At 59.9% G+C, this 13,708-nt stretch carries 15 protein-coding genes; 8 read left to right on the top strand and 7 right to left on the bottom strand.

What is annotated here, in order from left to right:
• Nucleotides 1-30: 30 nt before the first annotated feature.
• Nucleotides 31-297 (bottom strand): DksA/TraR family C4-type zinc finger protein, encoded by a 267-nt coding sequence (locus RTX96_RS19105; RefSeq protein ID WP_103819749.1) that lies wholly within the window; start codon nt 295-297, stop codon nt 31-33.
• Nucleotides 298-335: 38 nt separating this feature from the next.
• Nucleotides 336-1,244, bottom strand: coding sequence for a LysR substrate-binding domain-containing protein (locus RTX96_RS19110; RefSeq protein ID WP_312671806.1), 909 nt, complete (start codon nt 1,242-1,244; stop codon nt 336-338).
• A 169-nt stretch (nt 1,245-1,413) separates the two neighbouring features.
• On the opposite strand from RTX96_RS19110, the gene RTX96_RS19115 reads away from it, so the two are divergent.
• Genes RTX96_RS19115 through RTX96_RS19145 form a run of 7 tightly spaced genes read left to right on the top strand, consistent with a single transcriptional unit; the run spans nt 1,414 to nt 7,877 of the window.
• Nucleotides 1,414-2,364, top strand: a complete 951-nt coding sequence (locus tag RTX96_RS19115; RefSeq protein WP_103819747.1) for a branched-chain amino acid ABC transporter permease — start codon at nt 1,414-1,416, stop codon at nt 2,362-2,364.
• A gap of 7 nt (nt 2,365-2,371) precedes the next feature.
• A complete protein-coding gene (locus RTX96_RS19120) occupies nt 2,372-3,475 on the top strand; it encodes an ABC transporter permease subunit (protein WP_103819746.1) in 1,104 nt (367 codons plus the stop codon).
• A complete protein-coding gene (locus tag RTX96_RS19125) occupies nt 3,472-4,239 on the top strand; it encodes an ABC transporter ATP-binding protein (RefSeq protein WP_312671807.1) in 768 nt (255 codons plus the stop codon). The genes RTX96_RS19120 and RTX96_RS19125 overlap by 4 nt, the downstream gene beginning before the upstream one ends.
• On the top strand, nt 4,232-4,954 hold the full coding sequence (locus RTX96_RS19130; RefSeq protein ID WP_312671808.1) for an ABC transporter ATP-binding protein: 723 nt from the start codon (nt 4,232-4,234) through the stop codon (nt 4,952-4,954). Before RTX96_RS19125 ends, RTX96_RS19130 begins: the two co-directional genes overlap by 8 nt.
• 27 nt (nt 4,955-4,981) lie before the next feature.
• A complete protein-coding gene (locus RTX96_RS19135; RefSeq protein ID WP_312671809.1) occupies nt 4,982-6,139 on the top strand; it encodes a branched-chain amino acid ABC transporter substrate-binding protein in 1,158 nt (385 codons plus the stop codon).
• A 14-nt stretch (nt 6,140-6,153) separates the two neighbouring features.
• The gene (locus RTX96_RS19140; protein WP_103819927.1) at nt 6,154-6,642 is read left to right on the top strand and encodes an L-2-amino-thiazoline-4-carboxylic acid hydrolase; all 489 of its coding nucleotides are present in this window, start codon (nt 6,154-6,156) and stop codon (nt 6,640-6,642) included.
• Nucleotides 6,642-7,877 carry a Zn-dependent hydrolase gene (locus tag RTX96_RS19145; RefSeq protein ID WP_312671810.1) on the top strand — a complete coding sequence of 412 codons (1,236 nt, stop codon included), beginning with the start codon at nt 6,642-6,644 and terminating at the stop codon, nt 7,875-7,877. The genes RTX96_RS19140 and RTX96_RS19145 overlap by 1 nt, the downstream gene beginning before the upstream one ends.
• Before the next feature lie 2 nt (nt 7,878-7,879).
• Here the strand turns inward: RTX96_RS19145 and RTX96_RS19150 are convergent, their stop codons facing one another.
• The gene (locus RTX96_RS19150; protein WP_103819741.1) at nt 7,880-8,398 is read right to left on the bottom strand and encodes a VOC family protein; all 519 of its coding nucleotides are present in this window, start codon (nt 8,396-8,398) and stop codon (nt 7,880-7,882) included.
• A gap of 113 nt (nt 8,399-8,511) precedes the next feature.
• The gene (gene mcbA / locus RTX96_RS19155; RefSeq protein WP_103819740.1) at nt 8,512-8,775 is read right to left on the bottom strand and encodes a DUF1471 family periplasmic protein McbA; all 264 of its coding nucleotides are present in this window, start codon (nt 8,773-8,775) and stop codon (nt 8,512-8,514) included.
• Nucleotides 8,776-8,937: 162 nt separating this feature from the next.
• On the opposite strand from mcbA, the gene rlmF reads away from it, so the two are divergent.
• A complete protein-coding gene (rlmF, locus tag RTX96_RS19160; protein ID WP_312269209.1) occupies nt 8,938-9,876 on the top strand; it encodes a 23S rRNA (adenine(1618)-N(6))-methyltransferase RlmF in 939 nt (312 codons plus the stop codon).
• On the opposite strand, the gene ybiO is transcribed toward rlmF, so the two are convergent.
• The 3 genes from ybiO to glnP all read right to left on the bottom strand — a co-directional run bounded on the left by ybiO (nt 9,866) and on the right by glnP (nt 13,621).
• A complete protein-coding gene (gene ybiO, locus RTX96_RS19165) occupies nt 9,866-12,121 on the bottom strand; it encodes a mechanosensitive channel protein (RefSeq protein ID WP_312671811.1) in 2,256 nt (751 codons plus the stop codon). The genes rlmF and ybiO overlap by 11 nt on opposite strands.
• A 121-nt stretch (nt 12,122-12,242) precedes the next feature.
• A complete protein-coding gene (gene glnQ, locus RTX96_RS19170) occupies nt 12,243-12,965 on the bottom strand; it encodes a glutamine ABC transporter ATP-binding protein GlnQ (RefSeq protein ID WP_103819737.1) in 723 nt (240 codons plus the stop codon).
• Nucleotides 12,962-13,621 (bottom strand): glutamine ABC transporter permease GlnP, encoded by a 660-nt coding sequence (glnP, locus tag RTX96_RS19175; RefSeq protein ID WP_042392296.1) that lies wholly within the window; start codon nt 13,619-13,621, stop codon nt 12,962-12,964. Before glnP ends, glnQ begins: the two co-directional genes overlap by 4 nt.
• Between the last annotated feature and the right edge of the window lie 87 nt (nt 13,622-13,708).

Below are 13,708 nucleotides of genomic sequence, written 5' to 3' on the forward strand. Positions count from 1 at the left end.
GCTTGCGCTGCCTAAACCGCTGCTATTTAGTTAACGAAGCTGGCTATCTTTCGAACCCCTACGGTTATATCCTGAAAACGAGGCGTTTTTCAAATCTTTCTTCTGCTGGCACTCTACGCACAGCCTTACGCCCGGGATCGCCTTGCGGCGCGCTTCGGGAATGGTTGCTCCACACTCATCACATTCGTGCAGGCTTTCGCCCTTCGGCAGTTCGCGGCGCGCACGGGCTACCGCATCGTCAATGGTGCTGTCGATCTGGTCCTGCACCGCACCGTCGTTTGCCCAACCTGAAGCCATAGCGCTCTCCTTAGTGAGGAATATGACTTAAGTTTAGACTATCTCCCGGCTTCCTCACGCAGCCACTGCTGGAGCAGCTTGCCTTCGTGGGTCATCTCCACGTCCTGGCGCACGCAGAGGTAGTAGTCGCGGCCGTCGTCGATGGGCAGGTCGAAGATCTTCACCAGCTCGCCGGTCTGTAGGTAGGGCAGGATCATCGGCTCGCGCATCAGGGCGCAGCCCAGCCCGGCCTGCACAGCGGCCAGCGTCAGCAGCCCATCTTCGAACATCGCCCCGTCCCGGCGCACCCGCTTCACCTGCTGCTCGCTAAACCACTGGGTCCAGGTGGCGCGCTCTTCGTCGTGCAGGAGCGGCATCTGCGCCAGCTGGACAGGGGTTTCAATGTAGCCATGCAGGCGGATAAACTCCCGGCTGCACACCGGGATCATCCGCCCGGAGATGAGCTTCTCGCTGCGGTAGCCCACCCACTGCCCGTTGCCAAAGCGAATCGACATATCCGAGGCGTCGCTCAGATAGTTGCGATGGTTGGCGTAGACCACGTTGATCTCCATCTGAGCGTGGGCCTGAATAAAGCGTGGCAGCCGGGGGATAAACCAGCCCATTCCAAAGAGCGGGATCAGGCTGATGGTCACCTGACGCGAGCGGCCCTGCTCAAACAGCTGGCCGGTGGCCTGACGCAGCACGCTAAAGGCCGCGCGTATCGAGCGGTAGTACTCGCGCCCCTCGCTGCTCAGCACCAGATGCCGTCCCTGACGATAGGTCAGCGGAAGCTGTAAAAAGCTCTCCAGTACCTTAAGCTGATGGCTGACCGCCGAGGGAGAGACGCTTAACTCCTCGGCAGCGGCGGCTACGCTGCCCAGCCGGGCGATGGCTTCGAAGACCCGTACCGCACGCAGAGGCGGATCGTCCGGCAGTCCGCTTTCGCCTAACTCTTCTGTTTTTTTCATATGTTGAAGCAAACCCTGTCTAATTCTCAAAAATCATGTTTATTTTATAATTTAATATCAGTTAGTTAGTGAAATACGCTTTTATAATAAGAAAGAATATATCTGTATTTCAAAATTAAATTCAATTGTTGGATGCTTACGCTGAAAAAATTCTCAGCAGGCACGTATTGTGGACACACTTATTCAGCAATTGATCAATGGCATGATGTTAGGCAGCATCTATGGCCTGATTGCCCTCGGTTACACTATGGTGTACGGCATTCTGCGCATCATCAACTTTGCCCACGGCGACATCTTAATGGTCGGGGCGCTCACCACGCTTTCGGGGATCAATCTTCTCTCCCAGTGGTTCCCTGGCATGAATCTGCTGGTGCAGCTGACCCTCGCCCTGCTGGCAGCGATGGTGGTCTGCGCGCTGCTGGCGATGGCGGTAGAGCGCTTTGCCTATCGTCGCCTGCGTAACGCCCCCCGCCTGGCCCCCCTAATCAGCGGTATCGGCATCTCGGTGCTGCTGCAAACCGTAGCCATGCTGATCTGGAGCCGTAACCCGCTGATGTTCCCGCAGATCCTGCCGATGGATCCCATCGAGATCACCGCTGGCAGCGCTGAACATCCCCCGGCGATTATCACCGTGACCGGCATGGTTACTCTGGCCGTCACTTTCCTGGTGATGCTCGGCCTGTGGCTGCTGGTGGAGTACAGCCGTCTGGGGCGTGGGATGCGTGCGGTAGCGGAAAACCCGCAGGTCGCCAGCCTGATGGGCGTCTCACCCAACCGGATTATTACCCTGACCTTTGCCATCGGCGGCGCGTTTGCCGCGCTGGCGGGGGTGATGATGGCCAGTAACTACGGCAACGCCAGCTTCTCGATGGGCTTTTTGCCGGGCATTAAAGCCTTTACCGCCGCGGTGCTCGGCGGCATCGGCAACATTCGTGGTGCCATGCTGGGCGGCATCCTGCTTGGGCTGATTGAAGCGCTGGGCGCTGGCTACCTGGGCGATCTCACCGGCGGCGCGTTCAGCAGTAACTATCAGGATATCCTTGCCTTTATCGTGCTGATCCTGGTGCTGGTTTTCCGTCCTGCTGGCCTGCTGGGCGAGCGTGTTGCACAGCGTGCCTGAGGATCCTATGACTATCTTAACTTCTGAACGCAGCGCCGCACCGCGCCTTAACGTTGGCATCCTTCTGCTGGTTGCCGGGCTGCTGCTCGCCCCGTGGCTGGCCTCTGCCGCAGGCGGCAACTACTGGGTGCGGGTGATCGACTTTACGCTGCTCTATATCATGCTCGCCCTGGGCCTTAATATCGTGGTCGGCTTTACCGGCCTGCTGGATATGGGCTTTATCGCCTTCTACGCCGTGGGTGCTTACCTTGCGGCGCTGCTGGCTTCGCCGCATCTGCTCGACGCCTTCCCGGTATTGCAGGGCTACTTTAGCGACGGACTGCATGTCTCCTACGGGGTGCTGATCCCGCTGGCGGCTTTCATTGCCGGGATCTGCGGCATCCTGCTGGGTGCGCCGACTCTGCGTCTGCGCGGGGACTATCTGGCGATTGTGACCCTCGGCTTCGGGGAGATTATCCGCATCCTGATGCGTAACCTTGATCGCCCGGTCAACATCACCAACGGCGCAAAGGGGATCTCGGGCATCGACTCCCTGAGTCTGTTTGGCCTCGAGTTTCGCGGCGTCTATCACCTGCTGGGGGTGAAAATTCCCGCGCTCTATCTCTGGTACTACCTTTTTGCGGCGCTGATTGTGGCGATCGTCTTTATCTGCATCCGTCTGCAACGCTCGAGGGTGGGCCGGGCCTGGCACGCCATCCGCGAGGATGAAGACGTGGCGCGGGCGATGGGCATTAATGTACGCAACTTTAAGCTGCTGGCCTTCGCGATGGGCGCCTCCTTTGGCGGCGTCGCCGGGGTGATGTTTGCCTCGTTCCAGGGCTTCGTCTCCCCCGAATCCTTCACCCTGCAGGAGTCTATCGTCGTGCTGGCGATGGTGGTGCTGGGCGGCATCGGCCACGTGCCGGGCGTGATCCTCGGGGCGGTGATGCTCTCGGCGCTACCGGAGCTGCTGCGCAGCCAGGCCGTGCCGGTGCAGGAGGCGCTGTTCGGCACTGTGCTGGTGGATCCGGAGATCCTGCGTCAGCTCTTCTACGGCCTGGCGCTGGTGCTGGTGATGATTTTCCGTCCAGGCGGCGTCTGGCCTGCTAAACACGCGGGGGCAAAAGCATGAGCCTGTTAACGATCCGTAATCTGAGCAAACGCTTTGGCGGCCTGGTGGCGGTCAACGACGTCAGCCTGTCGGTCAATGCGGGGGAGATCTACGGCCTGATTGGCCCCAACGGCGCCGGGAAAACCACCTGCTTCAACCTGATCACCGGTCTCTATACCGCCGACAGCGGTGAGTTCAGCCTGGCCGACAAACCTTACTCGCCAAAGGCGATTGAGAAAGTGACCCAGGCAGGCATCGCCCGCACCTTCCAGAACCTGCGCCTGTTTAACGAGATGAGCGTGCTGGAGAACGTGATGATCGGTCGTCACGTCCGTACCCGCAACGGTCTCTGGGCCGCCATCACCCGTCATAAGCGGGCGAGAGAGGAGGAGGCGGAAACCGAGCGCCAGGCCTGGTACTGGCTGGAGTACACCGGCATCGCCCAGTTTGCCCACTACCGCGCCTGCGATCTCGCTTACGGCCACCAGCGTCGTCTCGAGATTGCCCGCGCGCTGGCAACCGATCCCAAACTGCTGGCCCTGGACGAGCCGGCGGCAGGCATGAACGCAGCGGAGAAAGTCGCCCTCGGCGCGCTGCTGCGCCGTATTCGTGACGATGGCAAAACCATTTTGATTATTGAGCATGACGTAAAGCTGATTATGAGCCTCTGCGACCGCATCAGCGTGCTGGACTACGGCAAGGTGATTGCCGAAGGGGAACCGGAGACGGTACGCCGCCATCCGGACGTGATCCGCGCCTATCTTGGAGGAAACGCCCATGTCTGAACCTATTTTGCAGGTGCGCAATCTCTCCGTGCACTACGGCGGCATCCAGGCCGTGCGCGGCATCGAATTTAGCCTCAATGAAGGTGAGCAGGGCACGCTGCTGGGGGCCAACGGCGCGGGCAAAAGCTCCACCGTACGGGCCATCGCCGGGCTACAGCCCTACGGCGGGGAGATCCTCTGGCAGGGCAAATCGATTCATCGCCGCGCCCCGCAGGATCTGCTGCGTGACGGCATTGTCCTCGTGCCGGAGGGGCGAGGCATCTTCACCCGCATGACGGTGGAAGAGAACCTGCTGATGGGCGCCTGGCGGCGAAAAGGACGCCAGACGGTGAAGCAGGAGATGGCTCAGCTCTACGCGCGTTTTCCGCGCCTCGGTGAGCGCAAAGATCAGCTGGCCGGGCTGCTCTCCGGCGGCGAACAGCAGCTGCTGGCCCTCGGCCGGGCGCTGCTCAGCCAGCCGCGCCTGCTGATCCTCGATGAGCCATCGATGGGGCTGGCTCCGATCATGGTCGAAACCATTTTTAAAGAGATTGCCGCTCTGCGGGATGCGGGCGTCACGCTGCTGCTGATCGAGCAGAACGCCCGGCTGGCGCTGGAGGTCACCCATCGCGCGTGGGTGATGGACAGCGGAGCCATCGCCCATCACGGCGACTCTGCGGCGCTACTGGCCGACAACCGAATTCAGGAAATCTATTTAGGCGAAGTTGCCGTTTAAAACACCACCAACATCAGGGAAACAATAATGAAAACCATGAAACATAAAGTGCTGAGCGCCACGATCGCCCTCGCCACCCTCGGCGGGGCAGCGGTAAACCCGGCCCATGCCGATGACACTGTGATTATTGGTCTGGCTGGCCCGCTGACCGGTCCGTCGGCGCGTATCGGTAAGGATCTGGAGAACGGCGCGCAGCTTGCCATCGACGACGTGAATAAAACTCACCCGACGATTGGCGGCAAAGCGGTGACCTTTAAGCTGCAATCCGAGGACGATCAGTCCGACCCGCGTACCGCCGTGGCCGTGGCCCAGCGCCTGGTCGACAGCGAAGTGGCAGGGGTGGTCGGTCACTGGAACACCGGAACCAGCATTCCGGCGGCGCGTATCTATCACGATGCGGGCATCGCCCAGGTTGCTCCGGTCGCCACCGGTCACGCCTATACCCAGCAGGGCTTTGATACCAGCTTCCGCGTGATGGGCCATGACGATGACGGCGGCGACTACGCGGCAAAATATGCGGTGCAGACGCTGAAGGCGAAGCGTATCGCGGTTATCGACGACCGTACCGCCTTTGGTCAGGGGCTGGCCGACGAGTTTATCAAGTCGCTGGAAGCGCAGGGCATCAAGCCGGTTGATCGCCAGTACGTTGATGAGAAGACCGTGGATTTCAACGCCGTGCTGACCGCTATCCGCAGTAAAAATGCCGATCTGGTCTTCTTCGGCGGCGTGGATAGCCAGGCGGCTCCGCTGGCGCGTCGTCTCAAGCAGCTGGGCATGAAGGCCACGCTGATGGGCGCGGGCGGCTTCGTGAGCCAGACCTTCCTGAGCCTGGCGCAGAAAGAGGGCGAGGGCGTCGTTGCACTGGAGCCGGGTCTGCCGGTAGAGAAGATGCCGGGCGGTAAAGCGTTCGAGCAGGCTTATCAGTCTAAATACCATACCCATATCGAACTCCACGCGCCGTTTGCCTATGACGCTACCCGGGTGCTGATCGCTGCCATGCAGAAGGCCGACTCCGTTGAGGCGAGTGACTATCTGCCTGCGCTGCGCACCATCAACTACGCTGGCGTGACCGGCAATATTGCTTTTGATGCCCAGGGTAACCTGAAGAATCCATCCTTTACCGTCTACAAAGTGGTGAACGGTAAGTGGGAACCCCAGACCGTGCTGGGCGGAAGCGCGAAATAAGCTGTGAGGCAATGATGAGCTGTGAGCAAAAACAAGAGCTGGGCATTCTCGCCCGCCGTAAAATTGAAGCTGAAATAATTAAACCTATCTATGAGATCCTGGTGCGCGAGGTGGGTAAAGCCCGCGCCCAGGCGGTGATTGGCGAAGCCATCGAGCAGGCGGCTATCCAGGCCGGGCAGAACTTTGCCGCTGCGGAACCGAAAAAAGCGGATCTGCGTAGCTTTGTCGATCTGCAATATCTCTGGGAGAAGGATAACGCCCTCGACGTGCGGGTGATCGAAGATGACGGCCAGCGCTATGACTATGACGTGACGCGCTGCCGCTACGCCGAGATGTACCATGAGATGGGCCTCGGCGAGATCGGCCATCTGCTCTCCTGCGCCAGGGATGATAAGTTTATCGTTGGCTACGCGCCGGACGTTGAGCTGACCCGCACCCAGACCATTATGTCCGGCGCGCCGTGCTGCGATTTCCGCTATCGCGTTAAAGACAAGGAGGCGTGATGAGGTCTCCTCTCCAGGTGGATAGCGCCCGTCTGTGGCAGACCCTTAATGAGTTTGCCACCCTTGGCGCAACGGCGAGGGGCGGGGTGACCCGGCTGGCGCTGAGCGATGAGGATCGGCGCGGGCGCGACCTGCTCGCCGCCTGGGCGCGTGAGGCGGGCTTTAGCTGTGAGGTTGACCGGCTGGGGAATATGTTTATTCGCCGGGCGGGCAGCAATCCCGATCTGACTCCGGTGCTCACCGGCTCGCACGCTGACTCCCAGCCGCTGGGCGGCAACTACGACGGCATCTACGGCGTACTCGCCGGGCTGGAGGCACTGCGTACCCTTAACGATCGCGGCATCACTACCGAGCGCGATCTCATCCTGGTGAACTGGACCAACGAAGAGGGGGCGCGTTTTGCCCCGGCGATGCTGGCCTCCGGCGTCTGGACCGGCGTATTCAGCGAAGCCTATGCCCTGGCGCGGGAGGATCGCGACGGCATCAGCGTGGGCGAGGCGCTGACGGCTATTGGCTATCAGGGCGAGCGTCCGGCGGCGGCTTTCCCGCTGCACGCCTGCTATGAGCTGCATATCGAGCAGGGGCCGCTGCTGGAGGCGGAGGAGACAGATATTGGCGTCGTCCACGCCGCTATGGGCCAGCGTTGGTATGAGATCAACCTGACCGGCTTTGCAGCTCACGCGGGCACTACGCCGATGGATCTGCGTCGCGACGCCCTGTGTGCCTTTGCCGAGCTGGCCCTGGCGGTTGAAACCATTGGCCGCCGCTTCGCCCCGGACGGGCGGGCCACCGTAGGCAGCGTGCAGGCGACGCCGAACTCGCGCAACGTGGTGCCGTCAGCGGTCTTCTGCACCGTCGAGTTCCGCCACCCGGAGACCACAGCGCTGGTGGAGATGGAGACGGCGCTAACCGAGGCGCTGAGCGGGCTGTCGGCCCGCCGCATTGACGTCGCCTGGGAGCGCATCTTCGACTATGCGCCGGTGGACTTTGATAAGGGCTGTATCGCACGCATCGAGCAGGCGACCCGCGAACTGGGCTACTCCCAGCGCCGGATGGTCTCCGGGGCGGGGCACGACGCCTGCTACGTTAACCGCGTGGCGCCGACAGCGATGATCTTTATCCCCTGCGAAAAAGGCATCAGCCATAACGAGGCGGAGAATATCACCCCGCAGTGGGCAGAACGGGGAGCAAACGTGCTGCTCAACACCCTGCTGCTGGCGGCTAACGACAAGTAGCCTCAGGGTAGCCAGCGCTCGGCGGTGGCACCCTCATCGTAGTGCAGCGGTGAGGGGAGGGTAATCAACTCGATCAGCACACCAAAGGGAGTACGGCAGAACCAGGTCTGGTTGCCGGCTCCCTCCTCCTGAGCGAAGCAGTCGCTCGGCCCCTCCAGCATCTCAGCTCCGTGAGCGCGCAGCGTTTCACCGGCCTCTTTAATATCATCCACGTAGATTGAGAAGTGGTTAATTCCCGGCTGGCAAATATTGGTCTGCTGATTATTCACGCCTGGATCGAGCTGGAAAAGCTCAACGTTAGCGCCGTTACCCAGCCGCAGCATCGCCAGCCCGACGACGCGCATATCAACGGGAAAACCGTTAAGCGGGTGCATGCTCTGGCCGTCAACGGCTTTAGCAGGCTCATCGGGGGGAACGATACGGTAGAGCACGCTGGCGCCCAGCGCATTAATAAAGAAGGTCTCTGCGGCTTTCAGATCGGTAACGGTCAGGCCAATATGCTCTATGCCCTTGAATTTCATCTTCTACTCCTCAGCTTAAGGTGAACATTAAGGGTAGTAAAAGATAGGCCGCTGGGGTAAAAAATGCCCCACAAAAGGCCGGTCAGACTTTTATGGGGCGGGGTAATCAAAGCTCATTTGTAGATGGTTGCCGTGCCGTACATCTGGTTTTCACCGCCAGCGGAGTCGATCACAAACCCTTTGGCGCCTTGCTCGCGGGCTTTTTCAGCCAGCTCGTCCTGAAGATCGTCCAGGCTGAGCGCACCGTGGGCAGAGACCGTGCCAGCCGGACGTAGCGTCCCGGTATCGTCTCTCATTAACTGCTGTGGTGCGGCAAAGGCGCTGACCGTCATGGCAGAAAATGCCACTGCGGCAGCCATTGCCAGATATTTTTTCATCATGACATCCTCTTATAGGGGAACCGCAGCTTAAGTTTAGGCCGGGGGAAGAGAGGCTTACGGGCAAAAATTTCGCCAACATGCCGCGGTTTTTTGCATGAATCGCTGTTTACCGCGCCCCTTTCAGGGGGTATCTTACGCCGCTTATTACAGGAGAATGCCATGAATGCCCAGAAGCCGGGATTACACCCGCGTAACCGTCACCGCAGCCGCTACGATCTCGACGCGCTCTGCGCCGTAGAGCCGCAACTACGCGGTTTTGTTATTGCCACCCCAGCGGGGGAGCCGACGGTCAACTTCGCCGATCCCGAGGCCGTTAAGGCATTGAACAAAGCGCTGCTGGCACACTTTTATGGCGTGGCGCACTGGGATATTCCCCAAGGCTTTCTCTGCCCGCCGGTGCCGGGCCGCGCGGACTATATCCATCACCTGGCGGATCTGCTGGCGGAAACCAGCGTCGACGGTGCAATCCCCCGTCAGGCGAGCGTACTGGATATCGGTACCGGTGCAAACTGTATCTATCCGCTGATTGGTCACCACGAGTACAACTGGCGTTTTACCGGGACCGAGGTCAACGACGCGGCCTTTGCCAGCGCCCAGGCGATTGTCACCAATAATCCAGGCCTGACCCGCGCGATCCGTCTGCGCCGCCAGAAAGATCCGGCCGCTATTCTCAACGGTATGATCCACAAGAACGAGCAGTACGATGCTACCCTCTGTAACCCGCCGTTTCACGACTCGGCAGCGGCGGCGCAGGCGGGGAACGACCGCAAACGGCGTAACCTCGGCCAGAGCGAGGCGAGCGGGCTTAACTTTGGCGGCCAGCAGCAGGAGCTGTGGTGCGAGGGCGGGGAAGTGGCCTTTATCAGCAAGATGATCGCCGAGAGCCAGGCCTTTGGCCGTCAGGTACTGTGGTTTACCTCGCTGGTATCACGCGGGGAGAACCTGCCTCCGCTCTATCGCGCTCTGACCGCCGCCGGCGCGGTGAAGGTAGTGAAAAAAGAGATGGCCCAGGGACAGAAGCAGAGCCGCTTCATTGCCTGGACCTTCCTCGATGAGGCCCAGCGTCGCCGCTGGGCACAGACGCGGTTTAAAGCGTAGGTTGTGCAGGGGGCAGGGTCTGTCCGCCCCCTGGCTCTGCGGCCCCCGACTGCGCGGCCGCTGGGTTAGCCAGCATCTGGTAGGTTTGCACCGGCGGGCGCACATCGGCAAGGTCAAAGTGCTTTTTCACCATGCTGTCGAGGGCAAAACGTACCGTCCACTGCTTGAGCGGCTGGGTAGTAAAGGTCACCCGCAGCGTAAAGGCGGTGTTGGTCAGGCCAACTATGCCAACAAAGGTCGGCTCGCCGATGATCAGCTTGCGAATATCCTCCTGCTCCATCAGTTCACCCACCGCCGCCTTCAGCGCGTTATTGGCTTTATCCGCATCCTCATGGCGATCCACATCGTAGTTCGCCACTATCGAACCAATTCCCCGCACAAAGTTAGCGAAGGTCGTGATCGATGACCACGGAATGATGTGGTAGGCCCCGGTATCCTGCCGCACCCCAACGGAGCGGATCGACATCCGCTCTACCGTGCCGGTTAGCGGCCCGATGGTGACCAGATCCCCGGTGTTCATCCCATTCTCAAACTGGATAAAGATCCCGGTGATAATATCTTTCACCAGGGTTTGCGCCCCGAAGGAGATAGCCAGTCCCAGCGCCCCGGCACCGGCCAGCAGTGGGGCAATGTTCACCCCAATCTCCGAGAGCACAATCATTACCGTAATGGTGCTGATGACGACCGCCAATGCGTTGCGGAACAGGGTCAGCAGGGTCCGGGTGCGGGCGCTGGGCAGCGGCCGACCGTGAATATCGGAGGAGAGCCGGTTTTCGATCAGGCTCGCCAGCACGGTCCAGCCCACCGCCGAGAAGAAGAGGATCAGCGCGATACGGATCAGAATATCGACGGCTTTCTCGCCAGCGCCGTAGTGCAGCCAGTTCCAGAAATCGAACAGACCCCACGCGCTGAGTAGCAGCATAATGGCAACAATAACGGTGAGGAAACGCGCTACCTTCAGCGCCGTCGACAGCCAGCCGTTGACCCGCTTCTGCAGCTCAGGGTAGTTACGCTGCACCTGGGCGGAGAGGGTGATCCGCTTGGCAATCCAGCGCGACAGCATGCCCGACACAAAGGCCGCAACACCGATAATCGCCAGGCTACGCACCGTCGCGCCCATCATAAACTTCAGGCTGTTGCCCGGATCGAACAGCGAGAAGAAGAACAGTACCAGGAAATAGGCGCAGGCCAGCCAGTGCCAGATCAGCGCAAAGGCGCGAATAAAGAGGCTGAAGAAGGCCAGCGAGCGGTCGGCGAGGTGGGTAAGGTTCTCCTGCACCAGCGTCTTATTATGGAAAATAAGATAGAGCGCCCAGGTCGTGATGCAGAGCATGATCAGCACGTTTGCCAGCGCGCCAAACTGGATGTTAACCTGGTTAGAGATGATCGGCACGGCCACCAGCAGGCCATAGCCAATCAGGCTGCTCAGGGCGCTCAGGCGCAGGTGCCAATACTTCGCTGCCTCGTTTTTTATCGAGAAAGGACGCAGGTCGGGGAAGCGTGGGCAGAAAATCAGGCGCAGGATCGCTTTGAAGAACTCAATGAGCGCAAAGGCATTGAGAAACAGGCTCTGCTGAAAGGCAATGGTGCGGTTGCCGCCGTTGAGATTATCGCTTAGCAGCTGGCCAATAAAGAGAGTGAGCGCCAGCAGGAGCAGGTCGATGATAAACGCCCCAACGATCATCGCGGGCAGCTGTAACCAGTTGGCCCTGTCATGATTCTTACGCCGTCCCCATTTGCCCATCTTGCGGTAGAGCGGGAAAGCGCAGAGGCGCACCAGCCAGTAAAAGATGAATACCAACCCAGCGAGCAGCAGGAAGTGGCCCGCGGCGTTGATAAAGGTCTGCGGGTTAAATGCCTTGTGCGGCGAGCCGGTTATGTTGCGATAGAGCTGGGCAAAGCGCGATGATAGCTCCTCGCCGTAGTGCCGGCTGACCTCCTGGACGTTCTCCAGCACTGTCTTCTCTTCGGCGACCTCTTCTGGCGGGGTGATGGTCGGCACCGGCTCAGGCGGTGGGGTGGCGGCGACCTTTCGCAGCTGGCCGATCAGCTCTTCACGGGAGCTGGTATTCTCCAGCACGTCCGCCAGCGCGGCGTAGGCGGCTTTCTTCTGCTCCAGATCCGGCTCGGCGGCAGGTGCCGTCTCGCTGGTGGCAGGCGTTGCGGACGTGGAGGTGACGCCAGGAATGGTAGCCGCATGGAGCGGCATGATGAACAGGCTAAGCAGCAGCAGTAACCACGGCACGGTCTCTCTCCTGAGAAAATAGTGCAAAAAGATAAGTATAGATGCTGCCAGCGCTGCGTCTGGAAATGGGAGAAATCCGGCGAAGGAAAAAAACGCTCCCCGAATGGAGAGCGTTGATAAATCAGGAGACGTGCTGGAGGAACTCCTGCAGGCGCGGGCTGGGCGGGTTCTCGATCAGCGTCTGCGGATTGCCATCTTCAGCAATGCGACCCTTATCGATAAAGATCAGCCGCGAGGCGACCTTTTCGGCAAAGCCGATTTCGTGGGTTACGATCACCATCGTCATCCCCTCTTCGGCCAGGTCCTGCATGACTTTCAGCACCTCGTGACGCAGCTCGGGGTCGAGGGCAGAGGTCGGCTCATCAAACAGCATCATCTTCGGCTTCACCGCCAGCGCACGGGCGATAGCCACGCGCTGCTGCTGGCCGCCGGAGAGTTCAGACGGATAGTGATGAGCGCGCTCGGCCAGTCCGACCTTCGCCAGCAGGGAATTTGCCAGCGTCTCCGCCTCGCTTTTACTTGCCCCGCGCACGCGCAGCGGGCCAAACATCACGTTTTCCAGCGCCGTCAGGTGCGGGAAGAGGTAGAACTGCTGGAACACCATGCCGGCTTCCTGACGGATCAGGCGCTCATCGACCTTTGGATCGTTCACCTTCAGACCATCGACAATCAGATCGCCGCTGGTGATCTCTTCCAGCTTGTTGATGCAGCGCAGCAGGGTGGACTTACCGGAGCCGGAGGGGCCAATGATGACCACGACTTCGCCCTGGGTAATATTGAGGTCGATGTTATGTAGCACCTGGGTTTTACCAAAGTGCTTGGAGACATTTTTAAATTCAATCACAGGATTTTCATCCTTCTTTCAAGACGACGCAAAATAAAGCTCAGAACCAGGGTAATGATGAGATAGAACACCGCCACGGCGCTCCAGATCTCCAGCGCACGGAAGTTGCCGGCGATGATCTCCTGGCCCTGACGGGTCAGTTCAGCCACGCCGATAACAATAAACAGCGAGGTATCTTTGATGCTGATGATCCACTGGTTACCCAGCGGCGGCAGCATACGGCGCAGCGCCAGAGGCAGGATCACCCGACGAATGGTCTCGCGCTTAGAGAGTCCCAGCGCCAGGCCCGCTTCGCTAAAGCCTTTGTGGATCGAGAGCACCGCGCCGCGGGTAATTTCGGCGATGTAGGCCCCGGAGTTGATCATGATGGTGACAACGGCGGCGCTGAACGGATCGATGCGCAGATCGTTAAAGGCCATCGGCAGGGCGAAGTAGATAAACATTACCTGAACGACGATCGGCGTGCCGCGAATGATCTCGATAAATACCAGTGCGATGTGGTTTGCTATCCAGCCGCCGAAGCTGCGGGCGAAACCGGCTGCAAGGCCGATAATCAAACCACCCGCCAGACCGAGGACCGAGATCCACAGGGTCATTTTGACGCCTTCAAACAAAATGGGAATGGCAGGCCAGATGGCACTCCAGTCAAACTGCATGATGAATTCCTGTATACCGTGGTGAAATACTAAAAATGTAGGCCCGGTAAACGCGAGCGCCACCGGGCGTTACAAACCTGAATTCAG

Source organism: Pseudescherichia sp. (genome assembly GCF_032052675.1).
In the GTDB taxonomy this organism is placed as follows: Bacteria; Pseudomonadota; Gammaproteobacteria; order Enterobacterales; family Enterobacteriaceae; genus Pseudescherichia.

Excerpts from the sequence above, each read along its gene's own strand:
- RTX96_RS19110 (WP_312671806.1), bottom strand. The coding sequence starts at position 1,244 with ATGAAAAAAACAGAAGAGTTAGGCGAAAGCGGACTGCCGGACGATCCG.
- RTX96_RS19145 (WP_312671810.1), top strand. The coding sequence starts at position 6,642 with ATGAGGTCTCCTCTCCAGGTGGATAGCGCCCGTCTGTGGCAGACCCTT.
- RTX96_RS19130 (WP_312671808.1), top strand. The coding sequence starts at position 4,232 with ATGTCTGAACCTATTTTGCAGGTGCGCAATCTCTCCGTGCACTACGGC.
- RTX96_RS19135 (WP_312671809.1), top strand. The coding sequence starts at position 4,982 with ATGAAAACCATGAAACATAAAGTGCTGAGCGCCACGATCGCCCTCGCC.
- glnP (WP_042392296.1), bottom strand. The coding sequence starts at position 13,621 with ATGCAGTTTGACTGGAGTGCCATCTGGCCTGCCATTCCCATTTTGTTT.
- rlmF (WP_312269209.1), top strand. The coding sequence starts at position 8,938 with ATGAATGCCCAGAAGCCGGGATTACACCCGCGTAACCGTCACCGCAGC.
- mcbA (WP_103819740.1), bottom strand. The coding sequence starts at position 8,775 with ATGAAAAAATATCTGGCAATGGCTGCCGCAGTGGCATTTTCTGCCATG.
- RTX96_RS19105 (WP_103819749.1), bottom strand. The coding sequence starts at position 297 with ATGGCTTCAGGTTGGGCAAACGACGGTGCGGTGCAGGACCAGATCGAC.
- RTX96_RS19150 (WP_103819741.1), bottom strand. The coding sequence starts at position 8,398 with ATGAAATTCAAGGGCATAGAGCATATTGGCCTGACCGTTACCGATCTG.
- RTX96_RS19125 (WP_312671807.1), top strand. The coding sequence starts at position 3,472 with ATGAGCCTGTTAACGATCCGTAATCTGAGCAAACGCTTTGGCGGCCTG.
- RTX96_RS19140 (WP_103819927.1), top strand. The coding sequence starts at position 6,154 with ATGAGCTGTGAGCAAAAACAAGAGCTGGGCATTCTCGCCCGCCGTAAA.
- RTX96_RS19120 (WP_103819746.1), top strand. The coding sequence starts at position 2,372 with ATGACTATCTTAACTTCTGAACGCAGCGCCGCACCGCGCCTTAACGTT.